Raw genomic sequence first — 18,599 nt, forward strand, 5'->3', positions numbered from 1 at the left:
GATTCGATATGGCAAACCGGGGCCATGCAGATCGACGGACGCCCCTACAGGACCATCTTCCCCGACCCGGACGGCGTCAGCGTCCAGGTCATCGACCAGACCCGCCTGCCCTTCGCCTTCGAGCTGCAGCGGCTGGCGAGCCTCGACGGCGCCGCACGCGCGATCCGCACCATGGTGGTGCGCGGCGCGCCGCTGATCGGCGTGACCGCGGCCTACGGCCTCGCCTTCGCCATGCGCGAGGACGCCTCGAACGCCGGCCTCGACCACGCCGTGGCGGCGCTCGCCGCCACCCGCCCGACGGCGATCAACCTGCGCTGGGCCCTCGACCGCGTCGCCGGCAACCTGCGCCAGGTGCAGGCGCCGGAGCGGTTCGCCCGCGCCTTCGCCGAGGCCGGCCGCATCGCCGAGGAGGACGTGGCCAGCTGCCGCGCCATCGGCAACCACGGCGTCGGCCTGATCGCCGAGATCGCGCAGCGGACCGGCCGGACCGTCAACGTCCTGACCCATTGCAACGCCGGATGGCTGGCCACCGTCGACTGGGGCACGGCGCTGGCGCCGATCTACGTCGCGCACGAAGCCGGCCTGCCGGTCCACGTGATCGTCGACGAGACCCGGCCGCGCAACCAGGGTGCCGCGCTCACCGCCTTCGAGCTCAACGGCCACGGGGTGCCGCACACCGTCGTCGCCGACAACGCGGGCGGCCACCTGATGCAGCACGGCCAGGTCGACCTCTGCATCGTCGGCTCGGACCGCACCACCGCGTCCGGCGACGTCTGCAACAAGATCGGTACCTACCTGAAGGCCCTCGCCGCCCACGACAACGGCATCCCGTTCTACGTGGCGCTGCCGTTCTCGACGATCGACTGGACCCTGCGAGACGGCGTCGCCGAGATCCCGATCGAGGAGCGCGACGCGCGCGAGGTCACCCACCTCACCGGCCGGCTGGCCGACGGCGGCTTCGCCACGGTCGAGGTGGTCTCGCCGGGCAGCCCCGTCGCCAACCCGGCCTTCGACGTCACCCCCGGCCGTCTCGTCACCGGCCTGATCACCGAGCGCGGCATCGCGCGGGCCGACACCGAGGGGCTGCTCGGCCTCTATCCCGAGCGGCGCCAGGCCGCCTGAGGGGAGGTTTTCGACGATCACCTCCGCGCCTCCCATTCTCGCCTGCCAGCGGCACCTGTTCGAGGTGCCGGCGGAGGTCGCCTACCTCGACGCCGCGGCCTGGTCGCCGCTTCCGCGCAGCGTGCGGGCGGCGGGCGAGGCCGGCATGCGGGTCAAGAGCCTGCCCTGGGCCCATCCGCGCTCCGAGGTGCCGCCCTGGACCGAGCGGGCGCGCCGCGCGGCCGCCGGCCTGATCGGCGCGTCGGCCGACGACGTCGCCGTCGTCGGATCGGTGGCCGACGCGATCGCCATCGCGGCTCGGGGGATCGTACCGGTCCCGGGCGGCCGCATCCTGCGGGTGGCCGAGGAGTTCCCGTCCCTCTGCTACGCCTTCGACCGCGTCGCCGCCGAGTCCGGCATGGTCGTCGAGGCGGTGCCGCGCCCGGCCGACGGCGACTGGACCGCGGCGCTCCTCGAAGCGGTCGCCCGCCCCGGCGCGCCGCCGCTCGCGGTCGCGACCCTGACGCCGCTGCACTGGGCCGACGGCACGGTCATCGACCTCGACCGCCTCGCCCCGGCCGTCCGCGCGGCCGGCGCCGCCCTGGTGGTGGATGCGACCCAGGCGGTCGGCGCCGTGCCCATCGACGTGGCGCGGTGGAAGCCCGACTTCCTGGCCTTCCCGACCTACAAGTGGGTGCTCGGCCCCTACAGCCTCGCCTTCCTCTATGCGGCGCCTCACCGCCAGGACGGGGCGCCGCTGGCGGAGAACGCCGGCAACCGCCCGCCGGCCGTGGGCGCGCGCCGCTACGACCGGGGCGAATGCCACGATCCGGTCGGCCTGCCGATGGCGGCCACGGGGCTGGAACTGGTCGCGGGCTGGGGTATGCCGGCGATCGCGGGCCGGCTCCGGGCCTCGACCGACCGCCTCGCCGACGGTGTGGAGGCCCTGGGCCTCGCGGTTCCGCCGCGCGCGTTGCGCTGCCCGCACATCCTGGGCCTCACGGTGCCGGGCGTCGACGCGGAGGGTCTCGTCGCGCAACTGCGAAATCGGAACGTCTTCGTCAGCGCCCGGCTCGGCCGCCTTCGGATCAGCCCGCACGTCTGGGTCGACGAGGCCGACCTGTCGCGGGTGCTGGCGGCGCTGGAGGCGGTGCTGCCCGGTCGCGGCGGCGGTTAGCTGACGCTCCGGGCAGCCCGAAGCGTCAGTGCCCGGCCGGCGTCGACCCGGCGGTGGCGAGGCTGCGGCGGCTCTCGGCCTGGCCGCTGACCTCGCCGAAATACTTGGTCGAGTCGCCGAGCTGCACCGAGGGCTGGCAGTACGGCGTGCAGGAATACGAGTTCCGCTCCTCGGCGCCGCGCTGGACGGTGATCACCGATGTTTGGGAGGCCTCGACCCGGATCGTCGTCTCGGCCAGCATCGCGCCGGCCGCGTCGAGGGCGATCAGGTTGGTCGCGCCGAAGCTCTTGCCGGTCAGCACCAGCACGCCGTTCTTCTGCAGCGTCACGTCGGCGATGATCGGGTTGCCGACGATCACCGTCTGCGTCCGCTCCGGCAGGCGCATGACCTTGGCGTTGTCGACCACCACCGTGACGACCGGGAGCGTCTCGGCCCGCAGCGCCGGGGCTGCTGTGACGAGCAGCGCGACGGCAAGGGCCGCGCTCGGCAGGCGCTTCGCCTTCGAGGCATGCAGGGTGAGGCGGGGCTGGGTCGGGCGCATCGGCTGTTCGAACTCATCCATACGCTGGGGTGCGGGGCCGAGGCGTCGCCGCCGCAGGCAGGTGCAGTGCTACGGAGCTGGCGACCCGCTCGTCACAAGAGACAACACGGATTTGGTGAAAGAAGCGCTAAAGCGGCCGGCACGGTTCTCGCCAAATCTTACGCTTTCTTCACCATGCCGAAGGTCTTGGCCTCGGTGACCGCTTTCGCGGACCGATTTAACCGAATGGCAAGGCGAGGCGGCCATTCTTCGTCTGCCGCCGATCGAAACAGCAGATCTTCGACGGTTCACCTCGCAAGTGTGTTCGACCAAGGATCACAACCATGAAGACCATGTTCAAGAAGTTCGCTTCCGACGAGTCCGGCGCCACCGCCATCGAATACGGCATGATCGCCGCCCTCATCGCCGTCGTGATCATCGGCACCCTGAAGGTCATCGGCACCAAGCTGAACGGCGCGTTCACCAACATCTCGACCCAGCTCGGCTGATCGGTCGGCTTCGGGCAACCGAAGACGGCAAAGTCGGCGGCAACGACCCGATCCCCCGGCTCCCCATGGGAGGCGGCCAGGGGATCGGGCGACGAAGGCGGCGGACCGCCGGTTCGTCGCGGAAGCGGAACGAGACATCGGGGTGCGATGCGTCCGGTCGCGGTCGCGCATGCCCTGCCCCCTCGCGGGCCAAAGCCGATCCCGCGGTGGCGGGATCGGCTTCGCGTCGTCGACCGCGAGGCCGGCGTCTTGCGCGACGCCCCGGCTCTCCCGGCCGTAATTTGCGCTTTCTTCATGCCCTCGCCCGACACTGGGGCTCGAACGCCACGTCGACGGCGGCAAGGATGATGGCAACGGTCATGGCGAGCGTGATGGCAAGCACCGGTCTGGCGGGCTTCGGGCTCCTGGTCGTCTTTCCGTTCTTCATGGCCTACGCCGCGGCGAGCGACCTCCTTACGATGCTGATCCCGAACCGCATCTCGCTGGCGTTGATCGCCGGCTTCTGCGCGGTGGCCGCCACCGGCCTGTTCAGCCTGCCCGAGATCGGGATGCACCTCGCGGCGGGCGCGCTCGTGCTCGCCGTCACCTTCACCCTGTTCGCGCTGGGCAAGATCGGCGGCGGCGACGCCAAGCTCGCGGCGGCGACCGCGCTGTGGATCGGGTTCGACCAGCTCCTCGACTACCTTCTGGTCGCCTCGATCTTCGGCGGGGCGCTGACCCTGGCGATCCTGCTCGCGCGCAGCCATCCCCTGCCTCGGACCGTCGCCCGCCTGCCCTTCGCGCTGCACCTGCACGACGCCAAGACCGGCATCCCCTACGGTATCGCGCTGGCGGCCTCCGCCCTGATGATCCTGCCCGAGACGCTGGTCTGGACGCGCGCCCTCGGCGGTTGATTCCGGGGCCGTCCGCAACAGGACATCGGCAAAAACCGGGCGGTCATCGCTCCTTAACCCTAATTTGAGGACTTCGCCCCTACCGTCGGGAAACGGATGGCACTCCTGCCGTCCCCTGCTTTGGCCCGACGATGAAACCAGCGCGTCTTGCCGTCCTCGCCATCGCCCTCGTCGCGGGCGGTGGAGCGGCTCTCCTGATGAGCGGCGGCGACCCGCCGCCCCCGCCGACGGTCGTCAAGGTCGAGGCGCCCGCGGCGCCGACCACCGACGTCCTCGTCGCGGCCGCCGAGCTGCCGATGGGGCAGGTGCTGCAGCCGGCCGACCTGCGCTGGCAGAAATGGCCCGACGACGCGCTGACCCCGGGCTACATCACTCGCAAGGACGTGCCGAAGGCGCTGGAGGAGACGGCCGGCGCGACGACCCGCTCGGCCTTCCTGTCCGGCGAGCCGATCCGTCCGCAGAAGCTCGTGCGCCCGGACAGCGGCTTCATGGCCGCGATCCTGCCCGCCGGGATGCGCGCCGTGGCGATCGTCACCGACAGCCGCGGCACCAACTCGGCCGGCGGCTTCATCCTGCCCAACGACCGCGTCGACGTGATCCGCACCTTCCGGGACGAGGAAAACTCGAAGTCGACCGGCAGCGACGTCCAGGTCTCCCAGACCATCCTGACCGACGTGCGCGTCCTCGCCGTCGGCCAGCTGATCCAGGAGAAGAACGGCACCAACGTCGTCACTGGCGAGACCGCCACCCTCGCCCTGACCCCCGGCCAGGCCGAGAAGATCACGCTGGCCCAGAAGGTCGGCTCCCTCTCGCTCGCCCTGCGCAGCCTCGCCGATTCCGGCCGTCCGCCGGAGGCCGAGGCCGCTCCCCAGGAGGCGGCCCTGACGGTGATGCGCTTCGGCGTCAGCCGGCAGCAGACGCGGTGAGCCCCAAGATGCCCGAACCGCACGATGAGGTGCAGCCGATGACGGAGTCCGGATCCATGGCCGCCGGCCCTCCCGCGGGCGCCCTCGCCCACCCACGCGCCCGCTCGCTCGCCGCCCTGCTCGCCCTGGTGGCCGCGGTAGGGACCGCGCCGGCCTCGGCGCAGGAGCGGGCGGTGCTCGGCCCCGCCCCGGTGCTGTCCGTGGGGCAGGCCGAGGCGACAACGACCCGCAAGATCGAGCTGACCGCGGGCCGCTCCGTGATCGTCGACCTGCCGCGCGACGCCAAGGAGGTGTTCGTCGCCAACCCCGCGGTCGCCAACGCCGTGGTGCGCTCGACCCGCAAGGTCTTCGTCATCGGCATGGCCGACGGTGCGACCTCGATCTTCATCCTCGACGCCGAGGGCCGCCAGATCGCGGCGCTCGACGTCACGGTGGCGCGCGACCTCAAGCTCGGGGCGCTGCGTCAGCTCCTCGGGCAGAGCATTCCCGGCGGCCGCTTCGACGTGCGCGTCACCGGCGATTCGATCCTGCTGTCGGGGTCGGTCGGCTCGTCGTCGGAGGCGCAGCAGGCGATCGACATCGCCAACGCCTTCGTCGGCGTCTCCGGGGGAGGCGGCGCGGGTGCCGCCGCGGGCGGCGCCGCCACGCGCGGCACAGTGATCAACAACCTCACGATCCGCAACAAGGATCAGGTGATGCTGCGCGTCACCGTGGTCGAGGTCGCGCGCACCGTGCTCAAGCAGTTCGGGATCAACGTCAGCGGCAGCTGGTCGGGCCTGAACCTCGCCAACGTGACGCCGCTCGCCCTCTCGGGCGGCCAGTTCCCGAGTGGGAACCTCATCTCCGGCACCCTCAACGGGACGGGCGGAGCCAGCATCACGGCGACGCTCCGCGCCTTCGAGCAGGCCGGCGTCTCGCGGGTGCTCGCCGAGCCGACGCTCACCGCGATCTCGGGCGAGTCGGCGAACTTCACCGCCGGCGGCGAGCTGCCGGTGCCGTCGAGCCAGAGCTGCACGCCGAGCCTCGTTGCAGGCACCCAGCCGACCTGCGTGGTCGGCATCACCTTCAAGCCCTACGGCGTCACCCTCAACTTCACCCCGGTGGTGATGGCCGAGAACCGCATCTCCGTGCGCGTCGGCACGTCGGTGAGCGAGATCGACCCGCAGAACTCCTACTCGTTCGTCAGCGGCAACACGACCTCGGCCGTCCCCGGCCTGACGGTGCGCAAGTCGGAGACGACGGTCGAGCTCGCCTCGGGCGCCACGATGATGACCGCGGGCCTGATCCAGCAGAAGAGCAAGGCGGCGATCACCGGCCTGCCCGGCCTCGTCAACCTGCCGATCCTCGGCGCCCTGTTCCGCTCGCGCGACTACCAGCGGCAGGAGACCGAGCTGATGATCATGGTCACCCCCTACATCGCCAAGGCGATGGAGCCCCGCCAGGTGACGCGCCCCGACGACGCCTTCGTCGACGCCACCGACGGCCAGGCGATCCTGCTCGGACAGATCAACCGCGTCTACGGCACCGTCGGCACCGCTCCCCTCGGGCGCGGCTACCGCGGCCGCGTCGGCTTCATCACCGACTGAGAACCCCTCGCGTCGCGGCGCCCGGTGCCGCGCGATCCCCTCAACCCGACCCGGCGCCGCCCCGCCCCAGGACCGAACCGATGACGTTGTCCGGCTTGCCCTCCCCCATTCGACGGACGCCTGCCCGGCGGAACCTGGCCGTCGCCCTGCTCGCCTCCCTAGGCGCCGCGCTCGGCGCCTGCCACGCCGACCGCGCCGTCACCGGCTCGATCGTGCCCGCCGACTATCGCGCCCGCCACCCGATCGTGCTCGCCGACGGCAGCCGCGTCCTCGACGTGTTCGTCACCGGGATCGGCCACATCGACCCGCGCCAGGCCGCCGACATCGACGCGTTCCTGCTGGAATACCGCCGCTACGGCCGCGGCAGCCTGGTGATGGACCTGCCGCGCGGCGTGGCGCCGGACGTCGGCGCCGGGGTCGAGCGCACGGCCGCCGCCATCCGCTGGCTCGGCGCCGAGGGCGGCGTCCCCCCCCGCGAGATCGTGCTCTCCGGCTACCCGGTGGCCGACCCCGGCCTCGCCAGCCCGATCCGCCTCAGCTTCCACCGCATGGAGGCGCACGTCGCCGACAAGTGCGGGCTCTGGCCCCAGGATCTCGGCGAGAGCAGCCCGGTCGCGAACTTCCGCAACCAGCCGTCGTGGAACCTCGGCTGCTCGACCCAGGCGACGATCGCCGCGCAGGTCGCAGACCCGGTCGACCTGGTGCGCGGGCGCCCCGAGGGCCGCATCGACACGATCCGCCGGGTCAAGGACATCGGCCAGCTCCGCGAAGGCAAGGATCCGTCAACCGCCTGGCGGCAGGATGGCAAGACCAGCGTCAAGTCCTCCGTGGCCGAGTGACCCGGCGGGCGACGCCGCCACCCGGCGCCACCCCCTACCCCGACACACCGTTCCCGCGCTCCCACGAACCCGAAGGCCTCGTCATGGCGGACCACCCCGAGACATCTGAGCGGATGATCGCCCCGGTGCCCCGGATCACGATCCAGGCGTTCTGCGAGACCGCGGAGACCGCCGCGATGATCGAGGGCGCCGGGACCGACCGACGCATGCAGAAGGCCCTCCTGAAGGTCCAGATGGGCGGCGGCGCGGCGGCGGTGGAAGCCTACCGCCACGCGCCGACGCCCAACGTCATCATCATCGAGACGCAAGGGCCGAAATCCCGGCCGATGGAATGCCTCGACGCCCTCGCCGAGGTCTGCGACGCCGGCACCCGGGTGATCGTCGTCGGCCACGTCAACGACGTGGCGCTGTACCGCCAGTTCATTCAGCGCGGCGTCAGCGACTACCTGATGGCGCCGGTCGAGCCGCTGGCGCTGATCGCCTCGCTCTCGGACCTGTTCGCAGCCCCCGGGGTGAAGCCGGTCGGGCGGACCATCGCGGTCTACGGCGTCAAGGGCGGCATCGGCGCCTCGACGGTCGCCCACAACCTCGCCTGGTCGATCGCCCGCGGCCAGGGCGCGCAGACGGTGATCGCCGACCTCGACATCGCCTTCGGCACCGCCTCGCTCAACTTCAACCAGGATCCGCCCCAGGGCATCGCCGAGGCGGTGTTCGCCCCCGAGCGCCTCGATTCGAACCTGGTCGAGCGCCTGCTCTCGAAGTGCAGCGACCAGCTCAGCCTGCTCTCGGCGCCGGCGAGCCTCGACCGGACGATCGACCTGTCCGAGCCGGCCTTCGATGCGCTGATCGACCACCTGCGCGCGGCCGTGCCCTGCATCGTCCTCGACGTGCCGCACCAGTGGTGCGCCTGGTCGAAGCGGGTGCTGACTGCGGCCGACGAGATCCTGATCGTCGCCGGCCCCGACCTCGCCTCCCTACGCAACGCCAAGAACCTGCTCGGCGCGCTGCAGCAGGGCCGGCCCAACGACGCCCGGCCCCGTGTCATCCTGAACGGCATCGGGGTGCCGAAGCGCCCCGAGATCGGGGCCGCCGAGTTCGCCAAGGCGCTGGAGGCGCCGCTTGCCGCCAGCATCCCGTTCGAGCCGGCCCTGTTCGGGACGGCCGCCAACAACGGCCAGATGATCGCCGAGGTGCAGGCCGGCTCGAAGCCCGCCGAGATCTTCGCCGACCTCGCGGCGGCGCTGCTCGGCCGGCCCGAAGCCAAGCGCGCCCGGCCGAACCTGCTCGAACCGCTCCTGGCGAAGCTCGCGCGGCGGAAGGCGTCCTGATGCCGGCGCTTACGCGGCCTGCCGTCCCGGCGGACGATCCGACCTTCGCACCGCCCGCACTACTGCGCGGTCGCGCACCCGCGCGCCCGCGCGCCGCCATGCCATCCGAGGATCCGTTCCATGTTCGGTAGGAGGCAGGGCGCCACGGCGGCGCCGACCGCGCCGCCGGTCGTCGCGCGCGCGACCGCACCCGTGCTGGTGCAGGAGAACGTGGCCGCCAAGCGCATGGATGCGTCGGCGCCGGTCGCCGCGCAGGACAACCCGCGCTCTGAAGACTACTACCGCACCAAGAGCATGATCTTCGGCGCGCTGATCGAGGCGATCGACCTCGCCCAGCTCTCGCGCCTGGAGCCCGAGTCGGCGCGCGAGGAGATCCGCGACATCGTCTCGGAGATCATCGGCCTCAAGAACATCGTGCTGTCGATCGCCGAGCAGGAGGAACTGCTCGACGACATCTGCAACGACGTGCTCGGCTACGGCCCGCTCGAGCCGCTGCTCGCCCGCGACGACATCGCCGACATCATGATCAACGGCGCCAACCGCGCCTTCATCGAAGTGAGCGGCAAGATCCAGCTCACCAACGTGCGCTTCCGCGACAACCAGCAGCTGATGAACATCTGCCAGCGCATCGTCAGCCAGGTCGGGCGCCGGGTCGACGACGCCTCGCCGATCTGCGACGCGCGCCTGCCGGACGGCTCGCGCGTCAACGTCATCGCGCCGCCGCTGGCCATCGACGGCCCGGCCCTCACGATCCGAAAGTTCAAGAAGGACAAGCTCACCCTCGACCAGCTCGTGCGCTTCGGCGCGATCTCGCCGGAGGGGGCCGAGATCCTGAAGATCATCGGCCGCTCGCGCTGCAACATCGTCATCTCCGGCGGCACCGGCTCGGGCAAGACGACCCTGCTCAACTGCATCACCGCCTTCATCGAGAACGACGAGCGGATCATCACCTGCGAGGACGCGGCCGAATTGCAGCTGCAGCAACCGCACGTGGTGCGCCTGGAGACGCGCCCGCCCAACATGGAGGGCCAGGGCCAGGTCACCATGCGCGACCTCGTCAAGAACTGCCTGCGCATGCGGCCCGAACGGATCATCGTCGGCGAGGTGCGCGGACCCGAGGCCTTCGACCTTCTCCAGGCGATGAACACCGGCCACGACGGCTCGATGGGAACGCTCCACGCCAACTCGCCGCGCGAGTGCCTGTCGCGCATCGAGTCGATGATCTCGATGGGCGGCTTCACCCTGCCCTCGAAGACGCTGCGCGAGATGATCTGCGGCTCGATCGACGTCGTGGTGCAGGCCACCCGCCTGCGCGACGGCTCGCGCCGCATCACCCACATCACCGAAGTGCTCGGGATGGAGGGCGACGTCATCACCACGCAGGACATCTTCCTGTTCGACATCCTCGGCGAGGACGCCAACGGCAAGCTGATCGGGCGCCATCGCTCCACCGGCGTCGGCCGGCCGAAGTTCTGGGAGCGCGCCCGCTACTACGGCCTGGAGCGCCAGCTCGGCGAGGCGCTCGATGCCGCCGCGGCGGCGGGGGGCGCCCCGTGAACGGCGGGAACCTGCAACTCGCCGTCGGGCTCGTCTTCGTGACCGCGCTGGCGCTCGGCTACGTCTTCCTGATGCCGCTGATGATGGGCGAGCGGCGCGCGGCCCAGCGGCTCCGGACCATCAGCGCGTCGGCGACCGGCAGCGCGATCCGCGGCGTGAGCGTGAACCGGCGCGAGCAGGTCGCCAAGACGCTGGGCGAGATCGAGGCCAAGGCCAAGGGCGCCGCGAAGGTGACCCTCGAGCTGAAGATCGCGCGGGCCGGCCTGGCGTGGTCGCAGCGGACCTACTGGATGATGTCCGCCGGGCTCGCGGTGTTGGTCGGGCTGCTGGTGCTCGTGGTGAGCGCGAATCCGGTCGCCGGCCTGGGCGGGGCCTTCGTCGGCGGCCTCGGCGTGCCGGCGTTCCTGCTGCGCCACCTGCGCAAGCGCCGCATCGCGAAGTTCCTGAGGGAGCTGCCCAACGCCGTCGACGTGGTGGTGCGCGGCATCCGCACCGGCATCCCGGTGGGCGATTGCTTCCGCATGGTCTCCCGCGAGGCCGAGGAGCCGGTGCGCTCGGAGTTCCGGGTGATCATCGAGACCCAGACGCTGGGCCTGTCCCTCGGCGAGGCGGTCTCGCGGCTCTACGAGCGGGTGCCGGTGCAGGAGGTGAACTTCTTCTCGGTCGTGATCAACATCCAGCAGCAGTCGGGCGGCAACCTCTCCGAGGCGCTCTCCAACCTGTCGCGGGTGCTGCGCGAGCGCCGGAAGATGGCCGGCAAGATCCAGGCGATGAGCATGGAGGCCAAGTCCTCGGCCGGCATCATCGCCGCCCTCCCCTTCGTGGTCGCCGGCATCACCTCGCTGACCAGCCCCGACTACATCTCGCTGCTCTGGACCACCGACATCGGCAAGCTCGCCCTGCTGGGCTCGGCGATCTGGATGGGCCTCGGCATCCTGACCATCAAGAAGATGATCGCGTTCGACTTCTGAACGCCCGCGGGCTCCGCTCGCCGCCCCCCTCCGGACGCCCTTTCGGGAAGCCCCGTCGCCATGATCGACCTCATCGCCCAGAAGGTCTTCGACCCGCGCAACGTGGCCATCGCGCTGACCGCGATCGCGGCGGCGGCCACCGCCTTCGCCGTAGCGCAGCCCTTCCTCGAGAGCGACAACCTCGGCAAGCGGATGAAGCTCGTCAGCGACGAGCGCGAGGTCATCCGCCGGCGGGAGCGCGAGCGGCTCAACACCAAGGCGACGCTGCGGATCGAGCCCAAGGCCTACATGAAGCAGATCGTCGAGCGGTTCGACCTGCGCCGCTGGCTCGGCACCGACACGGCCAAGCGCAAGCTCTTGATGGCCGGCTATCGCGGCCAGCAATCCGAGACGACGTTCCTGTTCTTCCGCCTCGTCATGCCGGTCGCGGCGACGCTGGGATCGATCTTCTACCTGTTCGTGCTGGAAGCCCTCGACCAGCCCTACCTGATGCGCATCGGCATCGTCATCGCCTGCGCCTACGGGGGCATCAAGGCTCCGGAATTGTACCTCGTCAACACGTCGAACAAGCGCAAGGCCGAGATCAAGCGGGCCTGGCCCGACGCCCTCGACCTGACGCTGATCTGCGTCGAATCGGGCATGGCGATCGAGCACGCCTTCCGGAAGGTTAGCACCGAGATCGCCGCCACATCGGTGGTGCTGGCCGAGGAACTGGCCCTGATGACGGCCGAGATGTCCTTCCTGCCGGACCGCCGGCAGGCCTACGAGAACCTCGCGATGCGCGTCGGCCTCGAGCCGGTGAAGGCGGTCGTCACGGCCCTGATCCAGGCGGAGCGCTACGGCACCCCGGTCGGCCAGGCGCTCCGCATCCTGGCGCAGGAGAGCCGCGACCAGCGCATGACCGACGCCGAGAAGAAGGCCGCCTCGCTGCCGCCGAAGCTCACCGTGCCGATGATCCTGTTCTTCCTGCCGGTGCTGTTCGTGGTGATCATCACCCCGGCGATCATCCAGGCGATCCGCTGAGGCGGAGCGTCCGCCCGACGCGGGAAACGCCAGCGAATCCTTGACACGGCAGGTGCCGATCCCCTATCCACCGGGCACAACGCGCGGCTTCCTCGCAGAAGGCCGTGCGTTTCGCGTTGCGGCAGCCCCCGGGCAGATCGCGACGAACGCATAAGAAGTCGGTCCAGGGCGCGTCCCGGAGGCCGTTCGAACCACGAGAGAGACGATGTTCGCAGTCATCAAGACGGGCGGCAAGCAGTATCGCGTTGCCGAGAACGACACCATCACCATCGCCAGCCTCGAAGGCGACGAAGGCTCCGCCGTGACCTTCGGCGAGGTCCTCCTGTTCGCTGACGGCGACGCGACCCAGGTCGGCGCGCCGCTCCTGTCGGGCTTCAGCGTCACCGGCGAGATCGTCTCCCACGGCCGCGACAAGAAGGTCATCGCCTTCAAGAAGCGCCGCCGTCAGAACTCGCGGCGCAAGCGCGGCCACCGCCAGCACCACACGGTCGTGCGCATCACCGGCCTCACTGCCGGTTCGAAGAGCGCGTAAGGGCCGCCGAGGCCCCCACGCGATCCGCACGTCCCGATCCCACGTCATTCGAAAGACTGAACCATGGCACACAAGAAAGCAGGCGGCTCGTCCCGCAACGGCCGCGATTCGGCCGGCCAGCGCCTCGGCGTGAAGAAGTTCGGCTCGGAGGCCGTCATCCCGGGCAACATCATCGTGCGCCAGCGCGGCACCAAGTGGCACCCCGGCACCAACGTCGGCATGGGCAAGGATCACACCCTGTTCGCCCTGACCGAGGGCCGCGTGGAGTTCCAGACCAAGCGCGGCCGCGCCTTCGTGGCGGTGGTGCCGCTGGCGCAGGCGGCAGAGTAGACGGCGGGCGCCTCGTACAGGCGAAGCAGGCCCCGCCGGTGTCCCACACCGAACCGGCGGACCTGTTTCTCGCATCCTGGCCACGAGGCCCGGAGTCGAACGGAACACGCGGGGGAGGATGGGGCGCCATCCTCCCTTTCGTCGTCTCAGCGCAACGGTTCTCCGCTACGGAGGATCGCGGCGGAGGAGCCCGAACGATGTTCCCCGATCTGACCCGCGACGACGTCTTCCGCATCGAGACCCGCAGCCTGTGGCTGCGCTGGCCGCGCGCCAAGGACGTGGATGCGATCGTGCGGCTCGCCGGCGAGCGGGCGGTGGCCGAGATGACGGCGCGGATCCGCCACCCGATCGACCGCGCGGAGACTGAGGCCTTCGTGATCGAGGCGCGGCGCTGCAACGCCCTCGGCGACGGGCTCGCGATGGCGGTCTCGCTCCGCTCCGATCCGGCCGGCCTCGTCGGCTTCGTCGGAATCCGGTCCGATGCCGCGGTGGACGGCGCGCGCCTCGGCTACTGGCTCGGCCGGCCCCATTGGGGCCGCGGGCTCGCCACCGAGGCCTCGGTGGCCATGGCGCACGCCTACTTCGCCTATGCCGGCGGCACGGCGCTGACCGCCGAGGCGCGCGTCGAGAACCCGGCTTCGCGCCGGGTGCTGGAGAAGGTCGGGTTCGTCCGCACGGGCACGGCGACGGAGTATTTCCCGATCCGCGGCTGGGAGATGACCTCCGACCGCTTCCGGCTCGACCGCGCCGCGTGGTCGGCCCGGGCCGACCGGGTCGCCTGCGACCGGGCCGCCTGACGGCATCTCGGTGCGACACGATAGGGTTCGAGGCGGGGTTCGCACGGCGTGCGACCCCGGCCGCGGACGGACAGGGCCGCACCGAAGCGGCGTGAACGGACGAAGCGGGCCGCCACCCGCCTCGATCAAGAGACGAGCGACACCGTGAAATTCCTCGACGAAGCCAAGGTCTATGTCCGTTCCGGCGACGGAGGCGCGGGGTGCGTCGCGTTCCGGCGCGAGAAGTTCATTGAGTTCGGCGGCCCCAACGGCGGCGACGGCGGGCGCGGCGGCGACGTCTGGGTCGAGTGCGTCGAGGGCCTGAACACGCTGATCGACTACCGCTACCAGCAGCACTTCAAGGCGCGGAAGGGCGAGCACGGCATGGGCTCGAACCGCCACGGCGCCAACGGCGCCGACGTGGTGCTGAAGGTGCCGGCCGGCACCCAGATCCTGGCGGTCGACGGCGAGCACCTGATCGCCGACATGACCGAGGTCGGCCAGCGGGTCCGGCTCGCCAAGGGCGGCAACGGCGGCTTCGGCAACGCCTACTTCACCACCTCGACCAACCGCGCCCCGAAGCATGCCAACCCGGGGCTGGAGGGCACCGAGCAGTGGATCTGGCTGCGCCTCAAGCTCATCGCCGACGCCGGGCTCGTCGGGCTGCCGAACGCCGGCAAGTCCACCTTCCTGGCCACCGTGACCTCGGCCAAGCCGAAGATCGCGGACTACCCCTTCACCACCCTGCATCCGGGCCTCGGCGTGGTGCGCTCGGACGCCCGCGAGTTCGTGCTCGCCGACATCCCCGGCCTGATCGAGGGCGCCCACGAGGGCGTCGGGCTCGGCGACAAGTTCCTGGCCCACGTCGAGCGCTGCCGCGTGCTGCTGCACCTCGTCGACGCCACCTGCGAGCATGCCGGCAAGGCCTACAAGACGATCCGGCGCGAGCTCGAGGCCTACGGCGAGGACCTCGCCGGCAAGCCGGAGATCGTGGCGCTTTCCAAAGCTGACGCGATCGACGCGGACACCCTCAAGGAGCAGGTCGCCCGCCTGAAGCGCGCCGCCAAGCGCAAGCCGCTGGTCCTGTCCTCGGCCTCGGGCCAGGGCGTGCCGGAGGCCCTGCGCGCGCTCCAGGGCGAGATGGACGCGGCCGCCGAGGCGGAGCGCGTCCCCGAGCCGGCCTGGCAGCCGTGATGACGGTCGGCCCGACCTCGACTATGGTCTCGCGCTGGACGGTGTCCTGGTGGAGCGGACGGTGATCGAAGCTCTGATCGTGGAGCGAGACGAGGCGCTCGGACTTGCCAAGGAGTTGGCCGAGCGCACAGGCACGTCGGTCGAAGACGCGGTGGTCTCCGCGCTTCGCGAAACCCTGCCGGCCGAAGGCCTGTCGCCTCAGCCTCCGCGCGTTCCATCCTTGGAAGATCTGACGCCGGAGCGCCGCCGCCGGTACGAATCGTTACGGGGCTTCGTCCGTGAGATCGCAGATCGCAGATCGCAAGGTGCCGGGGGCGACCTCGGACCATCGCGATCTGTACGATGATCACGGCCTTCCGATCTGAGGCGCCCCGTTGATCGCGATTGATACGTCGGCGATCGTGGCCATCCTGATGCGGAAACCGGAAGCGGATGCTTTCCTCCGCTTGATCCTCGGCGAGCATGTCATCGTCGGAACGTCGACGCTCATCGAGACGTGCACGGTTCTGGAGCAGAAACTACCCGGCCAGGCGCGCAGGGCGGTCGATCGGTTTCTCGACGACAGCTTGATCAACATCGTGGCCTTCGATGCGGCGATGTTCGAGGCCGGCGCCGACGCTTTCCTGCGTTCCGGGAAGGGCCGCGGCCATCCGGCCCAGCTGAATTTCCGCGACTGCTTCACCTACGCCGTCGCCAGGACGTATGCGGTGCCGCTCCTGTTCAACGGCGACGACTTCGTCCACACCGACTTCGTCCCCGCATTCGTCCCGGCGTCATGACCCCCTCCCTCGATCAATTCCGCCGCGTCGTCATCAAGGTCGGCTCGGCCCTGCTGGTGGACCGCGCCCGCGGGCGGCTGCGGCATGCGTGGCTCGCGGCGCTTGCCGAGGACATCGCCGACCTGCATGCCCGCGGCGTCGACGTGCTGGTGGTGTCCTCGGGCAGCATCGCGCTCGGGCGCACCGTGCTCGGCTTCGCTCCCGGCGCCCTGCGCCTGGAGGAGAGCCAGGGCGCGGCCTCGGTCGGGCAGATCGCCCTGGCGCGGCACTGGGCCGAGGCGCTCGGGCACCACGGCATCGTCGCCGGGCAGATCCTGGTGACGCCGCAGGACACCGAGGAGCGCCGCCGCTATCTCAACGCCCGGGCGACCGTGCTCAAGCTCTTGGAGATGCGGGCGGTTCCTGTCGTCAACGAGAACGACACCGTGGCGACCTCCGAGATCCGCTACGGCGACAACGACCGGCTCGCGGCCCGCGTCGCCACGATGATCGGCGCCGACGTGCTGGTGCTGTTCTCCGACATCGACGGGCTCTACACCGCGCCTCCGAGCGCCGACCCGGACGCGCGCCACCTGGCCGTGGTCGAGCGGATCACCCCCGAGATCGAGGCGATGGCCGGCGGGCCCGCCTCGGAGCTGTCGCGCGGCGGCATGCGGACCAAGGTCGAGGCCGCCAAGATCGCGGTGTCGGGCGGGACCCACATGATCATCGCCGACGGCCGCGAGAAGAACCCGCTGCGCAGCGTGGTCGCGGGCGGCCGCTGCACCTGGTTCTTGTCCGGCTCCACCCCCACCGCGGCGCGGAAGACCTGGATCGCCGGGTCGCTCGAGCCGCGCGGCACCCTGGTGATCGACGACGGCGCGGCGCGGGCGCTCGAAGGCGGGGCGAGCCTGCTGCCGGTGGGCGTCTGCGGCGTCGAGGGAAGCTTCGGCCGGGGCGACGCGGTGCTGATCCGCGACCGTGCCGGCCGGGTGCTGGGCCGCGGCCTCGTCGGCTACGACAGCACGGAGGCGGCGCTGATCCTCGGCCGCCCGAGCGCGCAGATCGCCGACCTCCTCACCTATCCGGGACGCGCGTGGATGGTGCATCGCGACGACCTGGCGATGTTCTAGGCTCGCTCCTGCGTCGTCCGAGATCGGGTGACCGTTTCGAAACGTTCCGATCTTCGCGCCAGCGCTTGTTTCGTCGTCCCCGAGGATGCAGATAATCCGCAGCTTCGTAGGCGGCTCGCTTCGGGCTGCCGAACTGGGGTTGTACCGGTGCCAGTCCTGAACATGCGATCCGACTTCGCGTCGGCCGACGACCTCGCCGAGACCATGAACGGGATCGGCCGGCGCGCCCGCGCCGCCGGCCGCAAGCTCGCGCTGGCCTCGGCCGAGACCAAGGACGTGGCCCTGCGGGCCATCGCCGAGCGCCTGCGCGCCGACCGCGTCGTCATCCTGCGCGAGAACGCCCGCGACGTCGCCGCCGCGAAGGCGGCCGGGCAGAGCCAGGCGCTGATCGACCGCCTCACCCTCGACGCGGGCCGCCTCGCCGCGATCGCCGACGCGGTCGAGAAGATCGGTGCGCTGGCCGACCCCGTCGGGCGCCAGGTCGCCGCCTTCGAGCGTCCGAACGGGCTGCTGATCGAGCGCATCGCCGTGCCGCTCGGCGTCGTCGGCGTGATCTTCGAGAGCCGCCCCAACGTCACCGCCGACGCAGGGGCGCTCTGCCTCAAGGCCGGCAACGCCGCGATCCTGCGGGCCGGCTCGGACAGCCACCGCAGCGCCATGGCCATCGCCGAGTCGATGCGCGCCGGGCTCGAAGCCACCGGCCTGCCCGCGGACGCGATCCAGATCGTGCCGACGAAGGACCGCGCAGCGGTCGGCGCCATGCTCGCCGGCCTCGACGGCTGCATCGACGTGATCGTGCCCCGCGGCGGGCGTGGCCTGGTCGAGCGGGTCCACGCCGAGGCGCGGGTTCCGGTCTTCGCCCACCTCGACGGCATCTGCCACGTCTACGTGGCGGCCGCGGCCGACCTCGACATGGCGCGGACCATCCTGCTCAACAGCAAGATGCGCCGCACCGGCGTCTGCGGCGCCACCGAGACCCTGCTGGTCGACCGCGCCTGCGCCGGCACCCACCTTGCCCCCCTCGTCGCGGCCTTGCTGGAGGCCGGCTGCGCGGTGCGTGGCGACGCCGCCGTGCAGGCGGTCGACGGCCGCGTCACCGCGGCGACCGAAGCTGACTGGCGCACCGAATACCTCGACGCGATCATCTCGGTCCGGGTGGTCGACGGGCTCGAGGCGGCGATCGAGCACATCGAGACCTACGGCTCGCACCACACCGACGCGATCGTCACCGAGGATGGGGACGAGGCCGTGCGCTTCCTGGCCGAGGTCGATTCGGCGATCGTCGTGCACAACGCCTCGACCCAGTTCGCCGACGGCGGCGAGTTCGGGTTCGGTGCCGAGATCGGCATCGCCACCGGCCGCATGCATGCCCGCGGCCCGGTCGGCGTGGAGCAGCTCACCACCTTCAAGTACCGGGTCCACGGCAGCGGCCAGACGCGCCCGTGA

20 protein-coding genes are annotated in these 18,599 nt (G+C 71.0%); 19 read left to right on the top strand and 1 reads right to left on the bottom strand.

The window, feature by feature from the left end:
• Positions 1 to 24: 24 nt before the first annotated feature.
• Positions 25 to 1,122, top strand: coding sequence for an S-methyl-5-thioribose-1-phosphate isomerase (gene mtnA, locus MFF13_RS12455; RefSeq protein ID WP_147831164.1), 1,098 nt, complete (start codon positions 25 to 27; stop codon positions 1,120 to 1,122).
• 64 nt (positions 1,123 to 1,186) lie between these two features.
• Complete coding sequence (locus tag MFF13_RS12460) at positions 1,187 to 2,278, top strand: aminotransferase class V-fold PLP-dependent enzyme (protein WP_238272269.1); 1,092 nt, start codon at positions 1,187 to 1,189, stop codon at positions 2,276 to 2,278.
• A 25-nt stretch (positions 2,279 to 2,303) separates the two neighbouring features.
• On the opposite strand, the gene MFF13_RS12465 is transcribed toward MFF13_RS12460, so the two are convergent.
• On the bottom strand, positions 2,304 to 2,819 hold the full coding sequence (locus tag MFF13_RS12465; protein WP_147831160.1) for a pilus assembly protein N-terminal domain-containing protein: 516 nt from the start codon (positions 2,817 to 2,819) through the stop codon (positions 2,304 to 2,306).
• Positions 2,820 to 3,142: 323 nt separating this feature from the next.
• On the opposite strand from MFF13_RS12465, the gene MFF13_RS12470 reads away from it, so the two are divergent.
• From MFF13_RS12470 to MFF13_RS12550, 17 genes are all read left to right on the top strand, one after another.
• Positions 3,143 to 3,307 (top strand): Flp family type IVb pilin, encoded by a 165-nt coding sequence (locus MFF13_RS12470; protein ID WP_147753451.1) that lies wholly within the window; start codon positions 3,143 to 3,145, stop codon positions 3,305 to 3,307.
• Positions 3,308 to 3,678: 371 nt separating this feature from the next.
• Positions 3,679 to 4,200: an A24 family peptidase gene (locus MFF13_RS12475; RefSeq protein WP_238272270.1), complete on the top strand. Its 522-nt coding sequence runs from the start codon at positions 3,679 to 3,681 to the stop codon at positions 4,198 to 4,200.
• A gap of 131 nt (positions 4,201 to 4,331) precedes the next feature.
• Positions 4,332 to 5,126 carry a Flp pilus assembly protein CpaB gene (cpaB, locus tag MFF13_RS12480; protein ID WP_147753453.1) on the top strand — a complete coding sequence of 265 codons (795 nt, stop codon included), beginning with the start codon at positions 4,332 to 4,334 and terminating at the stop codon, positions 5,124 to 5,126.
• A gap of 56 nt (positions 5,127 to 5,182) precedes the next feature.
• Positions 5,183 to 6,712 carry a type II and III secretion system protein family protein gene (locus MFF13_RS12485; protein WP_238272271.1) on the top strand — a complete coding sequence of 510 codons (1,530 nt, stop codon included), beginning with the start codon at positions 5,183 to 5,185 and terminating at the stop codon, positions 6,710 to 6,712.
• 80 nt (positions 6,713 to 6,792) lie between these two features.
• Entirely contained in the window at positions 6,793 to 7,551 is a 759-nt protein-coding gene (locus MFF13_RS12490) for a CpaD family pilus assembly protein (protein WP_238272272.1), read from the top strand.
• A gap of 83 nt (positions 7,552 to 7,634) precedes the next feature.
• Complete coding sequence (locus MFF13_RS12495; RefSeq protein WP_238272273.1) at positions 7,635 to 8,879, top strand: CpaE/TadZ family protein; 1,245 nt, start codon at positions 7,635 to 7,637, stop codon at positions 8,877 to 8,879.
• A gap of 120 nt (positions 8,880 to 8,999) precedes the next feature.
• Positions 9,000 to 10,436, top strand: coding sequence for a TadA family conjugal transfer-associated ATPase (locus tag MFF13_RS12500; protein ID WP_147753628.1), 1,437 nt, complete (start codon positions 9,000 to 9,002; stop codon positions 10,434 to 10,436).
• The gene (locus MFF13_RS12505; protein ID WP_373322528.1) at positions 10,433 to 11,407 is read left to right on the top strand and encodes a type II secretion system F family protein; all 975 of its coding nucleotides are present in this window, start codon (positions 10,433 to 10,435) and stop codon (positions 11,405 to 11,407) included. The genes MFF13_RS12500 and MFF13_RS12505 overlap by 4 nt, the downstream gene beginning before the upstream one ends.
• A 60-nt stretch (positions 11,408 to 11,467) precedes the next feature.
• Positions 11,468 to 12,430, top strand: a complete 963-nt coding sequence (locus MFF13_RS12510) for a type II secretion system F family protein (RefSeq protein WP_147764455.1) — start codon at positions 11,468 to 11,470, stop codon at positions 12,428 to 12,430.
• Between the two features lie 205 nt (positions 12,431 to 12,635).
• Positions 12,636 to 12,962: a 50S ribosomal protein L21 gene (gene rplU, locus MFF13_RS12515; protein ID WP_147753626.1), complete on the top strand. Its 327-nt coding sequence runs from the start codon at positions 12,636 to 12,638 to the stop codon at positions 12,960 to 12,962.
• Positions 12,963 to 13,025: 63 nt separating this feature from the next.
• Positions 13,026 to 13,292 (top strand): 50S ribosomal protein L27, encoded by a 267-nt coding sequence (gene rpmA, locus MFF13_RS12520; protein WP_147726605.1) that lies wholly within the window; start codon positions 13,026 to 13,028, stop codon positions 13,290 to 13,292.
• Between the two features lie 197 nt (positions 13,293 to 13,489).
• Positions 13,490 to 14,089, top strand: coding sequence for a GNAT family N-acetyltransferase (locus MFF13_RS12525; RefSeq protein WP_147830233.1), 600 nt, complete (start codon positions 13,490 to 13,492; stop codon positions 14,087 to 14,089).
• 144 nt (positions 14,090 to 14,233) lie between these two features.
• Positions 14,234 to 15,262, top strand: a complete 1,029-nt coding sequence (obgE, locus tag MFF13_RS12530; RefSeq protein WP_147764452.1) for a GTPase ObgE — start codon at positions 14,234 to 14,236, stop codon at positions 15,260 to 15,262.
• 61 nt (positions 15,263 to 15,323) lie between these two features.
• Complete coding sequence (locus tag MFF13_RS12535) at positions 15,324 to 15,608, top strand: type II toxin-antitoxin system VapB family antitoxin (RefSeq protein WP_187273698.1); 285 nt, start codon at positions 15,324 to 15,326, stop codon at positions 15,606 to 15,608.
• A 28-nt stretch (positions 15,609 to 15,636) separates the two neighbouring features.
• Positions 15,637 to 16,041 (top strand): type II toxin-antitoxin system VapC family toxin, encoded by a 405-nt coding sequence (locus MFF13_RS12540; protein ID WP_147830229.1) that lies wholly within the window; start codon positions 15,637 to 15,639, stop codon positions 16,039 to 16,041.
• Entirely contained in the window at positions 16,038 to 17,153 is a 1,116-nt protein-coding gene (gene proB / locus MFF13_RS12545; protein ID WP_147764450.1) for a glutamate 5-kinase, read from the top strand. The genes MFF13_RS12540 and proB overlap by 4 nt, the downstream gene beginning before the upstream one ends.
• A gap of 147 nt (positions 17,154 to 17,300) precedes the next feature.
• Positions 17,301 to 18,599 (top strand): glutamate-5-semialdehyde dehydrogenase, encoded by a 1,299-nt coding sequence (locus tag MFF13_RS12550; RefSeq protein WP_147830215.1) that lies wholly within the window; start codon positions 17,301 to 17,303, stop codon positions 18,597 to 18,599.

Origin of the sequence: Methylobacterium cerastii (assembly GCF_022179125.1) — a bacterium.
Taxonomy (GTDB): domain Bacteria; phylum Pseudomonadota; class Alphaproteobacteria; order Rhizobiales; family Beijerinckiaceae; genus Methylobacterium; species Methylobacterium cerastii.

Excerpts from the sequence above, each read along its gene's own strand:
- MFF13_RS12510 (WP_147764455.1), top strand. The coding sequence starts at position 11,468 with ATGATCGACCTCATCGCCCAGAAGGTCTTCGACCCGCGCAACGTGGCC.
- MFF13_RS12485 (WP_238272271.1), top strand. The coding sequence starts at position 5,183 with ATGGCCGCCGGCCCTCCCGCGGGCGCCCTCGCCCACCCACGCGCCCGC.
- rpmA (WP_147726605.1), top strand. The coding sequence starts at position 13,026 with ATGGCACACAAGAAAGCAGGCGGCTCGTCCCGCAACGGCCGCGATTCG.
- MFF13_RS12475 (WP_238272270.1), top strand. The coding sequence starts at position 3,679 with ATGGCAAGCACCGGTCTGGCGGGCTTCGGGCTCCTGGTCGTCTTTCCG.
- MFF13_RS12490 (WP_238272272.1), top strand. The coding sequence starts at position 6,793 with ATGACGTTGTCCGGCTTGCCCTCCCCCATTCGACGGACGCCTGCCCGG.
- cpaB (WP_147753453.1), top strand. The coding sequence starts at position 4,332 with ATGAAACCAGCGCGTCTTGCCGTCCTCGCCATCGCCCTCGTCGCGGGC.
- MFF13_RS12500 (WP_147753628.1), top strand. The coding sequence starts at position 9,000 with ATGTTCGGTAGGAGGCAGGGCGCCACGGCGGCGCCGACCGCGCCGCCG.
- MFF13_RS12525 (WP_147830233.1), top strand. The coding sequence starts at position 13,490 with ATGTTCCCCGATCTGACCCGCGACGACGTCTTCCGCATCGAGACCCGC.
- MFF13_RS12470 (WP_147753451.1), top strand. The coding sequence starts at position 3,143 with ATGAAGACCATGTTCAAGAAGTTCGCTTCCGACGAGTCCGGCGCCACC.
- MFF13_RS12465 (WP_147831160.1), bottom strand. The coding sequence starts at position 2,819 with ATGCGCCCGACCCAGCCCCGCCTCACCCTGCATGCCTCGAAGGCGAAG.
- rplU (WP_147753626.1), top strand. The coding sequence starts at position 12,636 with ATGTTCGCAGTCATCAAGACGGGCGGCAAGCAGTATCGCGTTGCCGAG.
- MFF13_RS12495 (WP_238272273.1), top strand. The coding sequence starts at position 7,635 with ATGGCGGACCACCCCGAGACATCTGAGCGGATGATCGCCCCGGTGCCC.
- mtnA (WP_147831164.1), top strand. The coding sequence starts at position 25 with ATGCAGATCGACGGACGCCCCTACAGGACCATCTTCCCCGACCCGGAC.
- proB (WP_147764450.1), top strand. The coding sequence starts at position 16,038 with ATGACCCCCTCCCTCGATCAATTCCGCCGCGTCGTCATCAAGGTCGGC.